The organism is Haladaptatus sp. W1 (assembly GCF_001723155.1).
In the GTDB taxonomy this organism is placed as follows: Archaea; Halobacteriota; Halobacteria; order Halobacteriales; family Haladaptataceae; genus Haladaptatus; species Haladaptatus paucihalophilus.
The window spans coordinates 1-17,253 of record NZ_MEIH01000087.1 but is presented as its reverse complement, the minus strand read 5'-3'; the positions used below and the strand labels follow the sequence as shown (position 1 = coordinate 17,253).

General features: G+C 64.3%; 21 protein-coding genes, 1 tRNA gene and 1 pseudogene. 12 read left to right on the top strand and 11 right to left on the bottom strand.

The genetic code is table 11. From position 1 onward, the window contains the following. The first annotated feature begins 81 nt into the window (after window positions 1–81). Window positions 82–933, top strand: a complete 852-nt coding sequence (locus BG842_RS04920) for a translation initiation factor eIF-2B (protein ID WP_069449909.1) — start codon at window positions 82–84, stop codon at window positions 931–933. A 10-nt stretch (window positions 934–943) separates the two neighbouring features. Here BG842_RS04920 and BG842_RS04915 read toward each other — a convergent pair whose 3' ends face one another. After that, the gene (locus BG842_RS04915) at window positions 944–2,071 is read right to left on the bottom strand and encodes a Gfo/Idh/MocA family protein (RefSeq protein ID WP_069449908.1); all 1,128 of its coding nucleotides are present in this window, start codon (window positions 2,069–2,071) and stop codon (window positions 944–946) included. 131 nt (window positions 2,072–2,202) lie between these two features. Here BG842_RS04915 and BG842_RS04910 point away from each other — a divergent pair, with 131 nt between their 5' ends. Beyond that, window positions 2,203–3,087: a hypothetical protein gene (locus tag BG842_RS04910; RefSeq protein WP_254662908.1), complete on the top strand. Its 885-nt coding sequence runs from the start codon at window positions 2,203–2,205 to the stop codon at window positions 3,085–3,087. Window positions 3,088–3,228: 141 nt separating this feature from the next. On the opposite strand, the gene BG842_RS04905 is transcribed toward BG842_RS04910, so the two are convergent. Continuing rightward, window positions 3,229–4,176 (bottom strand): zinc-dependent metalloprotease, encoded by a 948-nt coding sequence (locus BG842_RS04905; RefSeq protein WP_069449907.1) that lies wholly within the window; start codon window positions 4,174–4,176, stop codon window positions 3,229–3,231. A gap of 42 nt (window positions 4,177–4,218) precedes the next feature. Next, on the bottom strand, window positions 4,219–4,446 hold the full coding sequence (locus BG842_RS04900; RefSeq protein ID WP_069449906.1) for a hypothetical protein: 228 nt from the start codon (window positions 4,444–4,446) through the stop codon (window positions 4,219–4,221). Between the two features lie 111 nt (window positions 4,447–4,557). Between BG842_RS04900 and BG842_RS04895 the strand changes: the two genes are divergently transcribed. From BG842_RS04895 to BG842_RS04880, 5 genes are all read left to right on the top strand, one after another. Further along, window positions 4,558–5,625 (top strand): M20/M25/M40 family metallo-hydrolase, encoded by a 1,068-nt coding sequence (locus BG842_RS04895; protein ID WP_069449905.1) that lies wholly within the window; start codon window positions 4,558–4,560, stop codon window positions 5,623–5,625. A gap of 60 nt (window positions 5,626–5,685) precedes the next feature. After that, complete coding sequence (locus BG842_RS04890; protein ID WP_007977665.1) at window positions 5,686–5,868, top strand: LSM domain-containing protein; 183 nt, start codon at window positions 5,686–5,688, stop codon at window positions 5,866–5,868. Further along, window positions 5,865–6,041: a 50S ribosomal protein L37e gene (locus tag BG842_RS27135; RefSeq protein ID WP_007977666.1), complete on the top strand. Its 177-nt coding sequence runs from the start codon at window positions 5,865–5,867 to the stop codon at window positions 6,039–6,041. Before BG842_RS04890 ends, BG842_RS27135 begins: the two co-directional genes overlap by 4 nt. A gap of 162 nt (window positions 6,042–6,203) precedes the next feature. After that, window positions 6,204–7,712 carry an amidophosphoribosyltransferase gene (gene purF, locus BG842_RS04885; protein WP_069449904.1) on the top strand — a complete coding sequence of 503 codons (1,509 nt, stop codon included), beginning with the start codon at window positions 6,204–6,206 and terminating at the stop codon, window positions 7,710–7,712. Between the two features lie 59 nt (window positions 7,713–7,771). Then, window positions 7,772–8,323 carry a hypothetical protein gene (locus tag BG842_RS04880; protein ID WP_069449903.1) on the top strand — a complete coding sequence of 184 codons (552 nt, stop codon included), beginning with the start codon at window positions 7,772–7,774 and terminating at the stop codon, window positions 8,321–8,323. Between the two features lie 34 nt (window positions 8,324–8,357). Here BG842_RS04880 and BG842_RS29570 read toward each other — a convergent pair whose 3' ends face one another. The 3 genes and pseudogenes from BG842_RS29570 to BG842_RS29565 all read right to left on the bottom strand — a co-directional run bounded on the left by BG842_RS29570 (window position 8,358) and on the right by BG842_RS29565 (window position 9,365). After that, on the bottom strand, window positions 8,358–8,534 hold the full coding sequence (locus tag BG842_RS29570; protein ID WP_007977669.1) for a hypothetical protein: 177 nt from the start codon (window positions 8,532–8,534) through the stop codon (window positions 8,358–8,360). A gap of 101 nt (window positions 8,535–8,635) precedes the next feature. Beyond that, window positions 8,636–9,195, bottom strand: a pseudogene (locus tag BG842_RS04875) (DUF420 domain-containing protein). A gap of 32 nt (window positions 9,196–9,227) precedes the next feature. Continuing rightward, window positions 9,228–9,365: a hypothetical protein gene (locus BG842_RS29565; RefSeq protein ID WP_175424078.1), complete on the bottom strand. Its 138-nt coding sequence runs from the start codon at window positions 9,363–9,365 to the stop codon at window positions 9,228–9,230. Window positions 9,366–9,505: 140 nt separating this feature from the next. Here BG842_RS29565 and BG842_RS04870 point away from each other — a divergent pair. Next, a tRNA-Leu gene (locus BG842_RS04870) sits at window positions 9,506–9,590 on the top strand. Window positions 9,591–9,719: 129 nt separating this feature from the next. Here BG842_RS04870 and BG842_RS04865 read toward each other — a convergent pair. Next, window positions 9,720–10,100, bottom strand: coding sequence for a DsrE family protein (locus tag BG842_RS04865; protein WP_069449902.1), 381 nt, complete (start codon window positions 10,098–10,100; stop codon window positions 9,720–9,722). Then, window positions 10,101–10,499 (bottom strand): thioesterase family protein, encoded by a 399-nt coding sequence (locus tag BG842_RS04860; RefSeq protein WP_069449901.1) that lies wholly within the window; start codon window positions 10,497–10,499, stop codon window positions 10,101–10,103. A 217-nt stretch (window positions 10,500–10,716) separates the two neighbouring features. Here BG842_RS04860 and BG842_RS04855 point away from each other — a divergent pair, with 217 nt between their 5' ends. Continuing rightward, on the top strand, window positions 10,717–10,911 hold the full coding sequence (locus BG842_RS04855) for a hypothetical protein (RefSeq protein ID WP_069449900.1): 195 nt from the start codon (window positions 10,717–10,719) through the stop codon (window positions 10,909–10,911). A 26-nt stretch (window positions 10,912–10,937) separates the two neighbouring features. Here BG842_RS04855 and BG842_RS04850 read toward each other — a convergent pair whose 3' ends face one another. Both BG842_RS04850 and BG842_RS04845 read right to left on the bottom strand, forming a co-directional pair. Further along, window positions 10,938–11,291, bottom strand: a complete 354-nt coding sequence (locus tag BG842_RS04850) for a glyoxalase/bleomycin resistance/dioxygenase family protein (RefSeq protein ID WP_069449899.1) — start codon at window positions 11,289–11,291, stop codon at window positions 10,938–10,940. A 43-nt stretch (window positions 11,292–11,334) separates the two neighbouring features. Further along, window positions 11,335–11,538 carry a molybdopterin-binding protein gene (locus BG842_RS04845; protein ID WP_069449898.1) on the bottom strand — a complete coding sequence of 68 codons (204 nt, stop codon included), beginning with the start codon at window positions 11,536–11,538 and terminating at the stop codon, window positions 11,335–11,337. 107 nt (window positions 11,539–11,645) lie between these two features. Here BG842_RS04845 and BG842_RS04840 point away from each other — a divergent pair, with 107 nt between their 5' ends. Both BG842_RS04840 and BG842_RS04835 read left to right on the top strand, forming a co-directional pair. Beyond that, entirely contained in the window at window positions 11,646–12,161 is a 516-nt protein-coding gene (locus BG842_RS04840; protein WP_069449897.1) for a multiprotein-bridging factor 1 family protein, read from the top strand. Window positions 12,162–12,193: 32 nt separating this feature from the next. Continuing rightward, window positions 12,194–13,384 (top strand): DHHA1 domain-containing protein, encoded by a 1,191-nt coding sequence (locus BG842_RS04835; protein WP_069449896.1) that lies wholly within the window; start codon window positions 12,194–12,196, stop codon window positions 13,382–13,384. Between the two features lies 1 nt (window position 13,385). On the opposite strand, the gene BG842_RS04830 is transcribed toward BG842_RS04835, so the two are convergent. Beyond that, window positions 13,386–15,410 carry a prolyl oligopeptidase family protein gene (locus BG842_RS04830; RefSeq protein ID WP_069449895.1) on the bottom strand — a complete coding sequence of 675 codons (2,025 nt, stop codon included), beginning with the start codon at window positions 15,408–15,410 and terminating at the stop codon, window positions 13,386–13,388. Between the two features lie 138 nt (window positions 15,411–15,548). On the opposite strand from BG842_RS04830, the gene BG842_RS04825 reads away from it, so the two are divergent. Next, on the top strand, window positions 15,549–17,253 hold a 1,705-nt coding region (locus BG842_RS04825; protein WP_175424077.1), incomplete at its 3' end, for an AAA domain-containing protein.

The following is a 17,253-nucleotide window of genomic DNA, read 5'->3' as shown; positions in this document are numbered from 1 at the left end:
CCCGCGGTGAGGAGGGATGGTGACGCGGAGCGAAACCGGAAACCCAGAACAATCTTGTAGCCCGGCGAACTTCGTTAGCGCATGATAGACGAGACAGTCGAGGAGATACAGGAGATGCAAACGCACAGCTCCTCGACCGTCGCGGTCAAGGCGGCGAGAGCGCTCTCCGACCTCGTGGACCGCGACTTCGAGACCGTCGAGGAGTTCGAGCGCGCGCTCGACCACAACAGCAGCGTCCTTCGTCGGGCGAACCCGTCTCACGCCTCGCTCGTCACGACCCAGCGGGCCATCGTGGCGATGGTGACGGAATCGGATAACGAGACCGTCGAGCAGGCGAAAGAGAACACGCAGGAGGCCATCGATAGCGTCGTCGAGCAAGTCATGACCGCCAAGCGACGCGCCGCCGAGAACGCCGCGCCGCTGTTCGAGGACGGCATGACGCTCATGACCCACGATTACTCCTCGACCGTGCTGGAAGCCGTCGAAACCGCCGTGGCGGACGGCGCGTACCTCGACGTGTACGTCATGGAGGCCCGCCCGCGCTACCTCGGCCGCAAGACCGCGCGCGTGCTCGGCGAAATCGACCAGGTGGACGCGACGCTCATCGTCGACAGCGCCGCGGGCCACTACCTGCCCGAGTGTGACCGCGTGTTCACCGGAATGGACTGCATCGTGGACGAAACCCTCTACAACCGCGTCGGAACCTTCCCGCTGACCGTCACCGCGAACGAAGTCGATGTCCCCGTCACGGCCGTCGGTTCCAGCGCGAAAATCGTCGGCGAGGCGTTCCGGTTCGAGAACGACTTTCGCTCGCCCAGCGAAGTCATCCGTGAACCGGCGGAGGGCTTTGCGGTGTGCAACCCGGCCTACGACGCCACGCCGACCGAACTCCTCGATTCCGTCGTGACGGACGAAGGAACGTGGGAGTACTGACGCCAATCCCTTATTCGACCTGCACCCACTCGCCGCTCTCGTCGCTTCGCTCGATAGCGTCCAGTACCTTCTGCACCGCCACGCCGTCCGCGAAGTTCGGGTGGTATTCCTCCCCATTCTTCACCGCCGACAAGAACTCGTAGTTCTCGTGGACGAACGTGTGTTCCCAGCCGATGACGTGGCCCGGCGGCCACCAGTGCTCGACGTACGGGTCGGACTCGTCGGTGACGAGCACCGTCTCGTAGCCGCGATTCTCACCGCGCAGGACTTCGAGTTCGTTGAGGCGTTCGAGCGAGAACTTCAGGCTTCCCTCGGAGCCGTGAATCTCGATGGTGTGGTCGTTCTTGTGACCGTTCGCGAACCGCGAGGCCTCGAACGTCGCCATCACGTCGCCCTCCAGTTCGGCCTGTGCGGAGTAGGCGTCGTCCACGGTGACCGGTCGCGTTTCGTCTCCCGCGGTTTCACCGTCTCCCGTAGACTCCCCCTCTACCGGACGCTCGTCCACGAACGTCTGTAGGTGGCCCGAAACGCGCTCCACGTCGCCGACGAGGAAGCGCGCGAGGTCGATGGTGTGCGCGCCGAGGTCGCCGAGCGCGCCGCTTCCCGCCAACTCCTCGTCGTTGCGCCACGACCACGGCGCGTCGGGGTCGACCAACCAATCCTGGAGGTAGCGACCGCGGAACTGGTGAATCTCGCCGAGCACGCCGTCCTCGATGAGTCCCTTCGCGTACCGGATGGCCGGGATAAACCGGTAGTTGAACGCCGTCGCGGTCGGGACGTCCGCCGACCGTGCGGCCTCGGCCATCCGTTCCGCGTCGGAGAGATTCGCCGCGAGGGGTTTCTCACAGAGGACCGGAACGCCCGCCTCCAGCGCGGCGATGGAAGGTTCGGCGTGGACGAAATTCGGTCCGAGGTTGTAGAACACGTCCACCTCGTCGATGACTTCCTCCCAATCCGTGCTCGTGTGGGCAAAGCCGAGTCGGTCCGCGGCCTCCGAAAGCGCTTCCTCGTCCCGTCCAATGAGCGTGTGCCGTTCGACGTCCGGCGCGTCGGGGAAGAACATCGGCAACCGCGCCAGCGCGTTCGCGTGGGCTTTTCCCATGAACCGGTAGCCTAACACACCGACTTTCAGCGTCATGATTGCGTTCACGTTGTTCGGGAAGGGATTTAGTGTTTAGTGGCCCGCCGGGAGACGGGGATCGGAAATTCGGCGACATATCGCCCGAACGCGACCGACTCCTTATCATCGCGGCGGCCGAACATCGTTGCGTGGCGTACGCCGAACTCCGTGCCGAACTCTCGGGTAATCCTTCTCCCCGCGTCGTCGCGTTCCCCGACGGGAGCGTCGATACGTTTTCGAGAATTCGCTCACCCGCCGGACGACTCGACTCGTTAACTGCGTTCTCCGGCGAACTCGCGGACGGCAAGCGGTCGTTCCACCTCGAACCGGAAACGCGGGAGGCGGGCGGACAGGCCGTCAACATGGCGAAGCAGGTGCACGCGCTGGGCGGCGACCCGGAACTGTACGGCCATCTGGACGACCCGCTGCTCGCCGACCTCCCGTTCCCGTGCGTCTCGATGGGCGAACCGGCGGCCGTATCCGTGCTGGAACTCGGGGACGACGGCGTTCTCTTCGCCGCGGAGTCGGACGCGATACGGGACTGGACGGCGGCCGACGTACGAACCGCGATGGGCGGCGATTTCGCGCCGATACGCGACGCGGACGGGGCGTGCTGTGGAAACATCGCGTCGTTCCCGGCCCTCCTCGACGTGTTTCGGTCGCTCGCCTCGACGAACGGGGACGGCGACGGTGGCGCGTTCGTCCTCGACCCCGGCGACATGACCGACGTGGCAGCCGAGACGATAGCGGACTACTTCTCGGTGCTTTCCGACCTCGATGACCGTTTCGAGGTCGTTCTGAGCGTGAACGACCTCGAAACCGACCGCCTCGCGGAGGTGGTCGGCGGTCGGAGCAAGTCGAAATCCGACTCGCTCGAACGAATCCGAGACGAGGCGGCCGTCTCGGCAATCGTGTATCACGGCACGGAGCGAGCGGTCGCCGCGACCCGCGACGGGACCCTCACCGTTCCCAACTACACCGTTTCGACCGTCGAGCGAACCACGGGGCTGGCGACCGGTTCTCCGGCGGACTGACGTTCGGCCGCGCGAGCGGGTGGGACTGGGAACCGACGCTTGCGCTGGCGAACGTCTGTACGTCGCAGTACGTCGAAACGGCGACGACCGTCGATGTCGAGGCGGTACTGAGCGAAGAGTGGACGAAATAGCGTCGGGCGACTACACGCGGGCCAACCACCGCTCGGGGTGGTCGAGTTCGTCGTCGGTCGGCAGGTTCTCCGGTTTCTCCCACACGCGGGTCGCCATCTCGACGTCACTGGCGGAGACGACGTGCTCGAAGAAGTCCTTCCCGCGTTCGTACTGTCGCCGTTTCATGCCCAGTCCGAGCATACGCCGGACGAGTTTCGACAGCGGGTTCATCCCCTTCCGTCGTGCATCTATCTTCGCGCGGAGGTCCTCGTACTCGTCGTCGAACGCCTCGTCCATCAGGAGTTCGGCGTATCCCTCGACGGCGGTCATGGCGGTGTCGAGTTCCTTGAACGCCTCGCGGTCCACCTCGCCGTGGGCGAGCGCCTCGATGCCCGTCTCCATCTCGCGTTCGAGGTAGTCCGACAGCCACGGGGCGGCCCCGAACTCCGCGGCGTGGGTCACTTCGTGGAACGCGATCCAGCGGCGGAAGCGGTCGGGGTCCACGTTCAGTTCCTCGGTGATGCGGGTGATGTTCGGGTGGACGAAGTAGAGCGCGTGGTCGTCGCCCTCGGCGAGCAAAAGCGGGTCGTACTGCCCGAGGACGTTGTTGCCGAGGAGGGCGAGCATGAACGACATCGTTCCCGTGTTGAGGACGCGGGCGACGCCCGGGAGCACGTCCGGGCCGTACTCCTCGATGGGTTCCATCACGCGCTCGAAGGTCGCGATGTTCGCGTCCATCCAGTGGTGTCGGTTCTGGATTTCCACGGTCTTCGGGACGTCGAAGGAGACGCCCGAGACCTCCCGAACGCGGGCGCGAGCGTCGCGCACGTCGGTCGCATAGCCGGTCTGTTCCGCCGGAGAGAGGTCTATCGACCCGGGGTCCGTCGCCGCCTTCGCCGCGTCGGCCACCGCGGTCCAATCGATGGGGCCGCTGCCGGACGCGCCGGTGACGGCACGGACGCTACGGTAGAGATTCACAGCACTACGTTGGAGTCACGCCGACAAAATCCTTCTGTCCGGTCACTCCCGTCGCCGCTTCACCCGTTTCGCCAGCGCGATAACGACCGCGAGAACGATGAGCGGTCCGAGTTTCCCGGCGATGGACGGCGGTTCCGTCTCGCGTTCACCGGGTTCGCCTTCCAGTTCCGATTCCGGTTCCGACTTCGAACCGAATCCGGCCGACGATTTCGTTTCGCCCGTGTTGAGCGTGAAGTTCGGTTCGTGGAGATGCAGTTCGAAAACACCCATGCAACAGCAATCGACGGTCGTCCCCTTATCGATTCTGGGGACGTGTCTATTAGTTTATTATTTTTCGTCATCTTCGGGAGTTTGAAGGCGCACTATCGCTCCTTTCCGACTATGGACGAGAAACGACGCACGTTTCTGGAGACGCTGTTGACGACGCCCAGTCCGTCCGGATTCGAGATTCCGGGCCAGCGCGTCTGGGTCGAGTACGTCTCGGAGTTCGCGGACGAAGTGCGAACCGACGAGTACGGGAACGCGGTCGCGGTCGTCGAGGGCGACGGTCCCGAACTCGCGTTCGCGGGCCACGCCGACCAGATCGGGTTCATCGTCGCCGGAATCGACGACGACGGCTTCATCAGAATCGACCGAATCGGCGGGACGGACCGCACCGTCACGAAGGGCCAACACGTCGTGATTCACGCCGACGACGGCACCGTCAACGGGGTCGTCGGCCAGCGAGCGATTCACCTGCGCGACACCGAGGACGACGAGTTCGACGACATCGTGGAACAACACGTCGATATCGGCGCCGAAAGCGAGGAGGAGGCCGCCGAACTGGTCGACGTGGGCGACCCGATAACGTACACGCCGACCGTCGAGGACCTTCGGGGCACGCGACTGGCCGGACCGGGCATCGACAACCGCGTCGGCACGTGGGTGGCCGCCGAGGCGCTCCGCCGGGCGGCCGAGCGAGACGCCGACGCGACCGTCTACGCCGTGAGCACGGTACAGGAGGAACTCGGCTTGCAGGGCGCGAAGATGGTCGGCTTCGACCTCGACCCGGACGCCATCGTCGCCATCGACGTGACGCACGCCATGGACAGCCCGGACGTCGGCGGCGAGAAGCGATTCTCGGACCTCACCATCGACCTCGGCGGCGGTCCCGTCGTCGCCCGCGGCAGCGCGAACCACCCCGAAGTCGTCGCGGCGGTCCGCGAGGCGGCGGACGAGGCAGAGATACCCGTACAGCTACAGGCGGCAGGCATCTACACCGGCACGGACGCAGACGCCTTCTTCACCGCCCGGGGCGGCACGCCGTCGCTCAACCTCGGACTGCCGAACCGCTACATGCACACCCCCGTCGAGGTCATCGACACGGACGACTTGGACGCCTCCGCCGACTTGCTCGCCGAATTCGCGGTGCGAGCGAGCGACCGCGACGGCTTCGAAGTTGACATCTGAACAGAACCACTCGACTCTCGTTCCGGTACGTTTATCAACACAAACACTGGGATTGTTGATATGAGCGGACGACCACTCGACGTTCTCGAAGCGTCGTTGAACTCGGCGGTGACAGTGCAGTTGAAAGGTGGCGAAGAGTACACCGGCACGCTGACCGGCTACGACCAGCACATGAACCTCGTCATCGAAGACGAAGACACAACCATTATACGCGGCGATAACGTCGTTTCGATCACTCCATGACTGGTGCAGGAACTCCAAGCCAGGGTAAGAAGAACAAAACGACGCACGTGAAATGCCGCCGTTGCGGTGAGAAATCGTATCACGTGAAAAAAGGCGTTTGCTCGTCGTGCGGCTTCGGTAAATCGAGCAAGCGACGCGACTACGAGTGGCAGAGTCGAGCGGGCGACAACTAACCGCCTGCTACGGATTTTCTCCATCTCGATACTTCTCTCTCGACCAGCCGTCGGCTATTTCGAACCCACAGTATACACGAGCATGCATATTTCTGTCTGAAACGCTGGGAAATACGGCACGATAACGAGGGTTTTTACTACTGTCCCGCGCTACGGACAGCTATGTCATGTGGCCGGGACGGAGACCTCGGCGGACCGACCGAGAAGTGTGGCGTCGTCGGCGCGTCGCTCGCGGGTCGGGACGCGGCACGCCCCCTCTACTACTCGCTGTACGCCCTCCAGCACCGCGGGCAGGAGTCGGCAGGCATCGTAACACACGACGGCTTCCAACAACACGACCACGTTTCGATGGGCCTCGTCGGAGACGCCTTCACCGAGGCGGACATCGACGGCCTGAAGGGAAGCGCCGGAATCGGCCACGTCCGCTATCCGACCGCCGGAAGCGTGGACAAGAGCTGCGCCCAGCCTTTCACCGTCTCGTTCAAGAGCGGGTCGCTCGCGCTCTCGCACAACGGTAACCTCGTCAACTCCGACGAGATTCGGGACGAACTCGCCGGAAAGGGCCACGCGTTCACGTCCGACGGCGACACCGAGGTTATCGCTCACGACCTCGCGCGCAACCTCCTCGAAGAGGACCTCGTTCGCGCGGTGAAGCGAACCATGAGCCGAATCCACGGCTCCTACTCGCTCGCCATCATGCACGACGAGACGGTGCTCGGCGTGCGCGACCCGGAGGGCAATCGACCCCTCGTCATCGGCGAAGTCGAGGACGGCTACGTCATCGCCTCCGAATCGTCGGCCATCGACACCATCGACGGCGAACTCGTCCGCGACGTGCGACCCGGCGAACTCGTCGTGCTCCGACCGGACGGCGCGGGGTACGACACCTACCAACTCGTCGAACGCGACCGACCCGCCCACTGCTTTTTCGAACACGTCTACTTCGCCCGCCCGGACAGCGTCATTGACGACAATCTCGTCTACGAAGTGCGACGCGAGTTGGGGCGAAAGCTCTGGGAGGAAAGCGGCATCGAGACTGACGTCGTGATGCCCGTCCCCGACTCCGGCCGCGCGTTCGCGTCGGGGTATGCGGAGGCCGCCCAAGAGGACGACGAGGCTCAAGGGGCCTCGGATACGAGCGGTGAAACCGCGAGTGGCTCCGACGTGGAGTTCGCCGAAGGCCTGATGAAGAACCGCTACGTTGGCCGGACGTTCATCATGCCGACGCAGGACGAACGCGAGCGGGCGGTTCGTCTCAAACTCAACCCCATCAAATCCACCGTCGAGGGTCGAACCGTCACCATCATCGACGACAGCATCGTCCGGGGGACCACCTCGACGCAACTCGTTCGACTCCTCAAGGACTGCGGGGCCGAGGAGGTCCACATGCGAATCGGCGCGCCGCCAATCATCGCCCCCTGCTACATGGGCATCAACATGGCGACCCGAGAGGAACTCATCGCCTCCGACAAATCCGTCGAGGAGATTCGGGAGGCGATTTCCGCCGACAGCCTCGCCTACCTCTCGAAGGAAGCCATCGCCGACGCGCTTTCGGTCTCCCAATCCGACCTCTGTCTCGGTTGCGTCACGGGCGAGTATCCCTACGACATTGACGACGAGGAGACTGACCGCGACGTGACGCGCCCGGTCATCGACGGCGCGAGCGACTGATTCCACTCTAGCGACCGAGACCGTAGTTTTAGGGAATTTCGCGTGTATATCCCCGTAGTATGCCGAATCCGTCCGGCCGGGACGACCACCCCTGTCGCTCGACGCGGGCCGCCCGGAGCCGTCGCCGAGGAAGTTGGTTCGGCCACGGGCAGATAACGTCCGCCGAAAAGAGCGGGTTCGGGCGGTTTCTCGACGATATCGTCTACGCGTTCGCGGACGTTTCGCTGCCGCTCATCCCGTTCCTCTGGTACGTGAGAGTCGGCGCACCGAACCGCTTTTTCGGCCTGAAAACCTCGGCGTTCGTCGGGTGGATGACGATGGTCGTCGTGACCGCGTTGATCCGCGGCGGGTGGCTCCCGCCGCTGGCCACGGAGACGCGAGGGTGGGTGTCGTTGGCTCCCGCCCTGTTGCTCTTCAGGCTCGTCTACTTCAACGCGGTCCTCGCCGTCGTGGCGTACGGCGGCGGAACGGTGGCGAACGTCATGGGATTACCGCTGGTTTCCGTCGCGTTTTCGATGGCGCTTGCGAGCGTCGGAATCGCCGCCTTCCCGCGGCTTGCAGAGCTGTTCTGTGACCGATTCCTCGTTTCGGGGGTTCGTCCGGGCGACTAACGGCGCATCCGCTACCGAACTCGTTTTTGCGACGTCATTCCTCGTGTAACAACCGCTCGATATCGGCGTCGTTCAGCACGTCGAGCAGGCTCGCACCGTTTTCGTACTCTCGCCATTGACGAGGAGTCAGGGACACACCTCCATCGCGCGCCTCCAGTCGCTCCGCGAGCAGTTCGTCCAGGTCGTCCGGGTCGTATCCCGGTATTGGCATGTACAGGTTGTACGGGGTCGCCCCGCAAATATCGTGTGGCTAGATTTCGTTTCGTTCGGCAATAGACGGCCTAAAACAGCCGTATTCTGGACTTGAGAGAATCAGTACACCACGTACAACAGCGCGTAGACGACCACCCCGAGCGCGAAGGACGTGAGCCAGAGCGACGCCGCGATGCGCCCGACGCGACGGTGGTTCGTCTTCGGGAGGTCCGCTACCGGATGGGAGAGGGCGAGCAAGAGCACGTAGTAGAGCAGGGGGATACACACCATGGCGAGGACCATGTGTATCGCCAGAATCGGGAGGTAGAGGTACTGTTGTACGGTCTTCGGGCCGGGGAATTCGGTCGGTCCCTCCAACGAGACGCGGTAGAGGTAGAGACCGAGAAAGCAGACGAACAGGCCGAGTCCGGTCAGCATTCCGGCGCGGTGGCGGACGACGTGTCCGTGTTGAATCGCGTGCCACGCGGTGCCGATGACGGCGATGGCGGCGACGCTGATGATGGCGTTGAGGTGCGGAATCGCCTCCAGAAACCAGTGCGGAGCGCGGGGAATCGCGTGTTCGGGACGACGCCCAACACGGCACCGAAGACGAGCGCCAGCGAGACGATGCTCAGGAGCGCCGTCAGCGTCGGAACGTTGTTTCGGACGGAGGATTCCATACTCGCGTCTTGCAGTCCGGTCGGTATACCAGTTATTTCACTATTTTGTACAGTCGGTCGCACTCACAGACGGGACACCGGTCGAACGGCAGGTCGAACGCGCGGGCACACTCCGGGCAAACGTAGTCGACGCGCGTATTTTTCAGCCGGGAGATGAGGCCAAGCGACATCAATTCATCATGGTTCCCAGAAAGTATTAGCGTATTGGACGCCCGTTGTCATGTCCGTGCGAACGCCTGCCGTCGCCGGGGCAAATGAAAGGCCTTTTATTATCCCACCATCTACGATTGAGTGCAGACAGACACAGCGAGCGTGGGTAGCCAAGCTAGGCCAACGGCGCAGCGTTGAGGGCGCTGTCCCGTAGGGGTCCGCCGGTTCAAATCCGGTCCCACGCATCGCATACGCGGCTTCGCCGCGAACATCAACGATGCAGGTGATCTCCTTCGAGGACATCACCCACGCACAATCCTACTGAAACAACATTCACCAGCCGAGGCTGGTTCTTTTGCGGCACGTTCGACGACTCAGAGTCGAATATACGCGTAGCCTCGGGTCTGGAGGCGGGTCAGTTCGCCCACACCGGACGAGACGGTTTCGACGCCCGCGACGAGTTTCGATTCGTCCACCGCGGGATTTCGAACGGCGTTACTGCACACCTTGTACTCGACGTCACGGTCGAGCAGTCCCCGAACGTCGTCGGCGACGTCAGAACCGCGTTCGAGGGTCGCGATGGCGACCCCGGCGTCGAAGAGGACGGCGACAGTATCGACGTCGAGCGTCTCGTCGGCGAGCAGGTTTCGGACTTTCGCCACGGCGATTGCGGCGGCTTCCGGCGTCGAAACGTGGAATACGGTTTTTACGACGGAAAGGCGTCCTCGGCAAAAAAGTCGGTTCCGATTCGTCAGTTAGAACCCTTCGTGCGTGGCGATTCGGTCGCGCAATTCGGGCGGAATCTCGGTGGGGTCGCCCGACTCGTCGAACACGACTTGTACGGTTTCGCCGGTGGCGGCAACCTCGTCTCCGGCCCGAATCTCGTGTTGCATCGTGATGCTCGTCGTTCCGATGTCGGTGACGCGCACGCCGACTGTCACGTCGTCTCCGCCGGTTATCGACCGATGATAATCGAGTTCGAGGTGGGCGATGACGCCGTTGATTTCGTCGGATGGAACCCCGATAACGTCCCGGAAATACGCGATGCGCGCCTGTTCGAGGTACGTCGCGTAGACGGCGTTGTTGACGTGACCCATCGTATCGAGGTCGCGGTAGCGCACCTCGATACCAGTCGTGTAGCCGAATTCGTCCATGAAACTCGTAGCGGAAAGCGGCTAAACCATCTGTCGATTCCGTCCCGGCTACTCCGCCCGCCGGAGTTTCACCGAGTGGAGCCACCCCTCGTCTCCACCTGGTTTCGCACCACTGCCACCCCGCGACGGAACCGCGGGAGCCGGGCGGCGAGTAACAGAGACGGGGGACGGGTTGCAGACGACAATCTATTTCGTTGTCGGCTGATACGAATCGGCCATGCCCTCCGACTCGACCGACTCGCTCGTCGTCTGGGGAATCGTCATCGTCGGCGTCCTGACGTTCCTGTACAGCATCCTGCTCGCCGGCAAGCCGCTGGCGTGGTTCGGTATCGCGTTTCCGTTGCTCGGACTGTACCTGTTCTGGCGGTTCGTCCGTGCGGTCGAACAAATCGCCGACTCGATGGAGCGGTGATACGCGTCCGTCGCGCCGCGTGATTTCTACCGAGCCGACTCGGTTACGCGGTCGAACGTTTGCACTTCGACGGCGCGTCCCTCGGGGTCGTCGGCGAAGAAGTGATAGATGTCGTAGCAGGAGTTCGCCTCCGGCGGGTCGCGTGCGCAATCGGCCAGTTCGTCGTACAGCGCGTCCACGCCGTCGCGGTCCTCCGTGACGAACGTGAGGATGCCGTCGGTATCGGCCGACTCGCGCTCGCAGAAACCGAAGCGCATGTTGTCGTACTGCAACACCGTACAGTCGGTCTGTTCGAGCCACACGTCCGCCCCGAGGCGGTCGACGTAGAACGAGACGGTTTCGGCGCGAACTTCGCTGGCGAAGAAGACGATGCCGCTCATTGATAAAACGACACGCCGCGCCGAAAAATGGGTTTCGCCCCGTTCAATCCGACCGGAGCATCACGTCGGTCGCCTTCACAACGGCGGTCAGTTCCATTCCCTCCTCGATTTCGAGGTTCTCGGCCGATTCGCGGGTGATGACGGCCGCAACTTCCTCGCCACCCACGTCGAGAACCACCTCGGCGGTCACGTCGCCGGTTTCCACGTCCACTACCTCCCCGTCGAGTCTGTTTCGTGCGCTTAACATCCGAGTTCCCCGGGACGAAGACGACGAGGCCGAGAATAAGCGTTCGGGCGGACTTTGCTCCGACGAACAAACGCGATATTGAAATGTAGGCCCCCCATAGCGAGGGTATGGCAAAATATTCGACCGGGAACTCGTCCGGCGGCGGCAGCGGCGGTTCCTGTGAACTCTGCGGGAAGGCGTCCGATTCGCTGACCGAGGCGAGCGTCGCGGGCGCGACGCTCCACGTCTGTACGGACTGTGCGAGCCACAACGACGCCGCACAGCCGACGAAATCGAAGAGCGAAGGCAACGCGATGAGCGAACAGGACCGCAAGCGCAGGGCGGCCCAGCGCACGGCCCGAATGGACGACGCCCGGAAGGGCGACGCGAGCCACTGGGAGGAAGAGGGAACGAGTTACGACAGCGACCCGCTGCCGTACCTCGTCTCCGACTACGGCGAGCGCGTCATCGACGCGCGACAGGAGGAAGGTCTCCAGCGCGGCGAACTCGCCGACGAACTCGGGGTTCAGGAGAACGACCTCCTCGCGGTCGAACAGAACCGAGCGAACCGCGCGGGCGTCGGCGGGTCGGTCATCGAAGCGCTGGAGGAGCGTCTCGGCGTTACGCTGTCGGAGTCGGCGTAGCGTTTTTGTCCGCCCGTTTCGGAGAACGGGGTATGACCCGCGCGCCAGCAGAGCCATATCGGACGAGTTTCGACGCGACCGTCGCGGCAATCGACGGGAGGAACGTCTCCCTCTCGGAGACGTACTTCTACGCCGAGAGCGGCGGCCAACCGGCGGACAGGGGAACACTCGGCGGGATTTCCGTCGTCGACGTGCAGAAACGCGACGGCGACGTCGTTCACACGCTCGAAACCGACCCCGAGTTCGAGGAGGGTGAGGAGATTCGCGGACAGGTGGACGAGGAGTTCCGCACCTACTGCATGCGGTCGCACACGGCGAGCCACGTCCTCTACGGGGCGGGACGACTGATTTTGGACGACCTCGGCTACGGCGGGTTCGACATCGGCGAGGAGAAGATTCGCGTCGATTTCCAGACCTCGACGGACATCGACGACGACGTTCTCGTCGAACTCGAACGCCTGACGAATCGGGCGGTGTGGGATTCGTTGCCCGTCTCGTGGGAAGCGGTCCCGAAGGAGGAGGCGCTGGCACGCGAGGATATCGCATTCAACACGAAGACGGAAGAAGGCGTGCTGAGCGGTTCGGAGACGGTTCGCGTCGTCGATATCGAGGGATGGGACGTGGCGGCCTGTGGCGGCACGCACGTCGAGAACACGCGCGAAATCGGGCCGGTGACCATCGTCGACCGGTCGAACCCCGGCGAGGGAATGACGCGCGTCGAGTTCGCCGTCGGCCCGCCAGCCATCCGAACGCGGGCGGACGAAAAGCGGAGTGCGCTGGCGGCCGCGCGAATCGCCGGAACAGGGGTCGAGGATTTGCCGAACGAAATCGACCGGCTCACCGGCGAACTCGACGCGCTGGAAACCGAGTTGGCGGACGCGAAATCACGGCTTGTTCACGCGACCATCGACGAACTCGCCGAGGAAACGGTCGCCCGAAATGGCCACGAGTGGTTGGTCGGCACCATCGACGGCGTCGGGCCGAACGAACTCAGCGACAGGGTGCGAGAACTGGCGGGCGAAACGGCGGACGTGGTTGCGCTCACCGGAAAAGAGGGGTCGACGTTCCTCGTCGTCGGGACCGACGGCGACGTCAAAGCGGGCGACGTGGTGGACGAGGTGACCGACGAGTTCGGCGGCGGCGGTGGTGGTAGCCCGACGTTCGCACAGGGCGGCGGCCTCTCGGCGGACCCCGACGACGTGGTGGCGTACTTGCGAGACTGAGTTACTCGACGCCCAACTGCTCGAAGACGAACGTCCACTCGTCTAACTTCTCGCGGACGACCATCTCGGTCGGCTTGCCGACGCCGTGGCCCGTGTCCCGTTCCTCGCGGAGGAGAATCGGCGCGTTTCCGGTGTGTTTCGCCTGCATTCTGGCGGTCATCTTCCGGGCGTGAGCCGGGTGGACCCTCGTATCCCCCTCGGCCGTCTTGAACAGGACGGCGGGATACTCCCGCTCCTCGACGTTGTGATACGGCGAGTATTCGCGGATGTACTCGAACGCCTCCGGGTCGTCGGGGGACCCGTACTCCGCCGTCCACGACGCGCCGAGCAGGAACCGGTGGAACCGGAGCATGTCGAGGAGCGGAACGATACAGAGGCAGGCGGCGAACAGATCCGGGCGCTGGGTGATGCTCGCGCCGACGGTCAGTCCGCCGTTGCTCCGACCGTCGATGGCGAGGCGTTCGGGACTCGTGTAGTCGCGCTCGACGAGGTGTTCCGCCGCCGCGATGAAGTCGTCGAAGGTGTTCTGTTTGTGCTCCTTCCGGGCCGCGTGGTGCCACTCCTCGCCGAACTCGCCGCCGCCGCGGACGTTGGCGACGACGAAGACGCCGCCTCGTTTGAGGAAGGGGACGGCGTAGCGTCGGAACGCGGGCGTCTGGCTGAGTTCGAACCCGCCGTAGCCGTACAGCAGCGTCGGGTTGTCGCCGTCCGGTTCGACGCCCGCGTGAACGACGAACAGCGGGACTTCGGTGCCGTCCGCCGACTCGTACCGCTCCCGTTCGACCTGCAGGTCGGCCTCGACCGGAACCTCGGGTGCGTCGAGTTTCGTTACGCCCTCGCCGACGGCGTAGCGGTAGACGGTCGGCGGGTGGTCGAACGACTGGTACCGGAAGAAACACTCGTCCTCGTCCGTCGAACCGTGGAGACTCCCCTCGTCGATGGACCCCAACTCGGGAAGCGACGCGTCTTCGACGCTCGCGCCGTCGAGGTCGAAGGCGACGAGTTCCGAAACCGCATCGCGTTCGTAGTGTGCGACGATGTGGTCGCCCGCGAGCACGAAATCCCGGAGGATGGCGTCGTCGCGCTCCGGGACGACGGATTCGAACGTCTCGGGTGCGCCGCCCCCGGCGGCGTCCGCCAACTCCGCCGCGACGATTCGGTAGTTCGGCGCGTCGAGGCTCGTCAGGAAGAAGACCCGACTCCCGCGGAGGTGTGGCTCGAAGATGGCGTCCTCGCCCGTCACGAGCGGTTCGAACTCGCCGTTCCGCTCGGCGTAGACGTCGGTGCGTTCCCACCCCCGCGTGAGCTCGACCACGAGGTAGTCGCTGTCCGGGTCGTTGTGGAGGCCCGCCCACGTCTGCTCGTCGAGTTCGATTGGGAGTTCGTCGTCTGCGTCGTCCTCGCCGCCCCCATCTAGTCGGTGGTACGCGAGCGATTTGTCGAGTTGCCCGCCGTCTTCGAGCGCGCCAGTTCGGCCGTAGTAAAATCCCCCGTCGGTCCACGCGAACGACCGCTCCCCGGTTCGACCCGTCTCGCGGAGTTCGTCCACGGTGTCGCCCGTTTTCGCGTCCACGACGCAAACGTCGTACTGTTCCGTGCCGCCCTCCGTGACGCCGTAGGTGACGAGCGAGCCGTCAGGAGAGGGGACGAACCAGTCGAGGGTCAGGGTGGCGTCGTCGCTCCACTCGTTCGGGTCCGCGAGGACGCGGCGTTCGCCGTCGAGGTCGTCCCGAACGGTCAACAGCGGCAAGTCCTCGTCGGCGGGCGTGTACCGCTGAAAGTAACCGCTCGGCGTCGGAACGACGGGGAAGTAGGCCGCGGAGTTCGACAGCGCCCGAAACCGGGGTTCGAGGTCATTGCGCGTCTCGCCGTGGAGGAACGACTCCGCGTACTCGTTCTGTGCACTCACCCACGCCGAAACGTCCTCGCCGTCGCCTTCCAGCCAGCGGTACGGATCATGGATTTCCTCACCGTGAAGCGTTTCGACGACATCGCGCGTTTCGGTGGGTGGGGGAGTCCGTGGCATACCGTCGATAGTGGAAACCGCGGCTAATACGTTGTCGGGAAGCGGCAACGCGACGACAGGAGAGGGGCCGAGTTGGCGGGCCGCGAAGACGTGCGGTAATCGACAGTATTTTTCCGCGAGGGCGGGTACGAACGTCTCGTGAATATACGGGGGACCGTCACGGCGCCGGGCGAGCAACGAACCGTGACCACGCGGTACGGCGAACGCGACCTCGCGGAGGTCGTCGTACGACCGAACGACGACGTGCCGCAGACGGTGACGCTGTGGGGCAAGTGGGCCGAAACCGCCGACTACCTCGAAGAAGGGATGGAACTGCTGGTGACGGACGCGGAGGAGTCCGAGTACGACGGCGAGACGACGTACGCGACGGGAAAGGAGTCATACGTCGTGGTCGAACCCTCGTTCCTCGTGAACGTGACCGACGTCCGCTCGTGGGTGCAGTGTCCCCGGATGTACTACCTGAACAAGCTGTCGGCGATTCCGCTGAACTACCCCGTCGTGAAGGGGACCATCGTCCACGAGGTGTTCGGCGACCTGCTCCGCGGCCGGGAACTGGACGACTCCATCGAGGAGCGCGTCGAGGAGGTCGGCCTGCAACTCGGCCTGCTCGGACGCGAGGCGGACGAGGTGGCGGGCGAGGTGCGCCAGAACGCCCGCGCCATCGAGGGCTGGCTCGAACAGGGCGTCCTCGACGACACGGACGACTGGCGAAGCGAGTACACGCTCATCAGCGAGCAGTTCGGCATCAAGGGCCGCTGTGACGCGCTCCGTCGCGGGATGCCGGTCGAACTGAAGACGGGCAAGAACACGAACCGCGACCCGCGCTTTCAGGACAAGATTCAGGCGGCCTGTTACGCCCTCCTCCTGCAGGAACGCGGCGTGCCCGCGGACACGGGCACGCTCCTCTACACGAAGAACTCCGCGCTGGACCGCGCCGAGGAGACCGGCGACCTCTCGCCCGCGAAGGAGTTCTCCATCGGCAAGGGCCTGCTCGAATTCGTCGTCAGGACCCGCAACGAAATCGCCGCGGCGGAGTTCGACATGGACGTGCCGACGGGCTACGAGGCGAACGCCAAGTGCGAATACTGTTTCGAGAAGGACACCTGCATGGTCGTCTCCGGCCGCCTGAATCAGGAGTCGAAGGCGGGACAGATAGGCAGGCCGATTCCCGAGGAGGAACGCGCGTACTTCCGCGAGAAGTACGAGCAGATAGAACGGGAACGCCGGGCGACCCACCGCGAGTACGCCAAGCTGTGGGAGCAGACGGCCCGGGAACGGGCGGACGACGACCGAGCGCTCATCGGCTTGGAACCGGCGGGACAGACGCAAATAGAGGGCGGGCGCTGGGAACTCCGCGCCCGAAGGACCGACGATTCGGTATCGAAGATTCGGGAGGGCGACGTCGTGTTGGCCAGCAAGGGCGATCCCGTCAGCGGCCACGCGGAACTGGCCCGGGTTCAGCAACTGGGCGACGAAATCGTCGTCACGACGGACGAACCCGTCGAACTCCGGCGACTCGACGTCTATCCCTCAGAGTTCTCCGCAGACGGAATGTTGACCGCGCTCCACGACGCCCTGCTGAAGGGCGACGAACGGCGGAAGGACGTGCTGTTCGGACGGCGGGAACCCGAATTCGAGTCGAATGAACGGACGTTCATCGGAAACAACGACGCCCAGAACGCCGCGGTCAACCTCGCGGTGAACGCGAACGACTGCGCGCTCATCCACGGTCCGCCCGGCACCGGGAAGACCTACACCATCGCGCGGACCATCCGTGCGTTAGTCGAGGACGGCAACCGCGTCCTGCTGTCGGCGTTCACGAACCGCGCCGTGGACAACGCGC

Bases quoted from the DNA above. Each gene is read 5' to 3' on its own strand.
- BG842_RS29565 (WP_175424078.1), bottom strand. From the start codon at position 9,365: ATGTCGCTTGGCCTCATCTCCCGGCTGAAAAATACGCGCGTCGACTAC.
- BG842_RS04850 (WP_069449899.1), bottom strand. From the start codon at position 11,291: ATGAGCGGCATCGTCTTCTTCGCCAGCGAAGTTCGCGCCGAAACCGTC.
- BG842_RS04830 (WP_069449895.1), bottom strand. From the start codon at position 15,410: ATGCCACGGACTCCCCCACCCACCGAAACGCGCGATGTCGTCGAAACG.
- BG842_RS04900 (WP_069449906.1), bottom strand. From the start codon at position 4,446: ATGGGTGTTTTCGAACTGCATCTCCACGAACCGAACTTCACGCTCAAC.
- purF (WP_069449904.1), top strand. From the start codon at position 6,204: ATGTCATGTGGCCGGGACGGAGACCTCGGCGGACCGACCGAGAAGTGT.
- BG842_RS04860 (WP_069449901.1), bottom strand. From the start codon at position 10,499: ATGGACGAATTCGGCTACACGACTGGTATCGAGGTGCGCTACCGCGAC.
- BG842_RS04855 (WP_069449900.1), top strand. From the start codon at position 10,717: ATGCCCTCCGACTCGACCGACTCGCTCGTCGTCTGGGGAATCGTCATC.
- BG842_RS04880 (WP_069449903.1), top strand. From the start codon at position 7,772: ATGCCGAATCCGTCCGGCCGGGACGACCACCCCTGTCGCTCGACGCGG.
- BG842_RS04895 (WP_069449905.1), top strand. From the start codon at position 4,558: ATGGACGAGAAACGACGCACGTTTCTGGAGACGCTGTTGACGACGCCC.
- BG842_RS04835 (WP_069449896.1), top strand. From the start codon at position 12,194: ATGACCCGCGCGCCAGCAGAGCCATATCGGACGAGTTTCGACGCGACC.
- BG842_RS29570 (WP_007977669.1), bottom strand. From the start codon at position 8,534: ATGCCAATACCGGGATACGACCCGGACGACCTGGACGAACTGCTCGCG.
- BG842_RS04890 (WP_007977665.1), top strand. From the start codon at position 5,686: ATGAGCGGACGACCACTCGACGTTCTCGAAGCGTCGTTGAACTCGGCG.
- BG842_RS27135 (WP_007977666.1), top strand. From the start codon at position 5,865: ATGACTGGTGCAGGAACTCCAAGCCAGGGTAAGAAGAACAAAACGACG.
- BG842_RS04920 (WP_069449909.1), top strand. From the start codon at position 82: ATGATAGACGAGACAGTCGAGGAGATACAGGAGATGCAAACGCACAGC.
- BG842_RS04915 (WP_069449908.1), bottom strand. From the start codon at position 2,071: ATGACGCTGAAAGTCGGTGTGTTAGGCTACCGGTTCATGGGAAAAGCC.
- BG842_RS04845 (WP_069449898.1), bottom strand. From the start codon at position 11,538: ATGTTAAGCGCACGAAACAGACTCGACGGGGAGGTAGTGGACGTGGAA.
- BG842_RS04840 (WP_069449897.1), top strand. From the start codon at position 11,646: ATGGCAAAATATTCGACCGGGAACTCGTCCGGCGGCGGCAGCGGCGGT.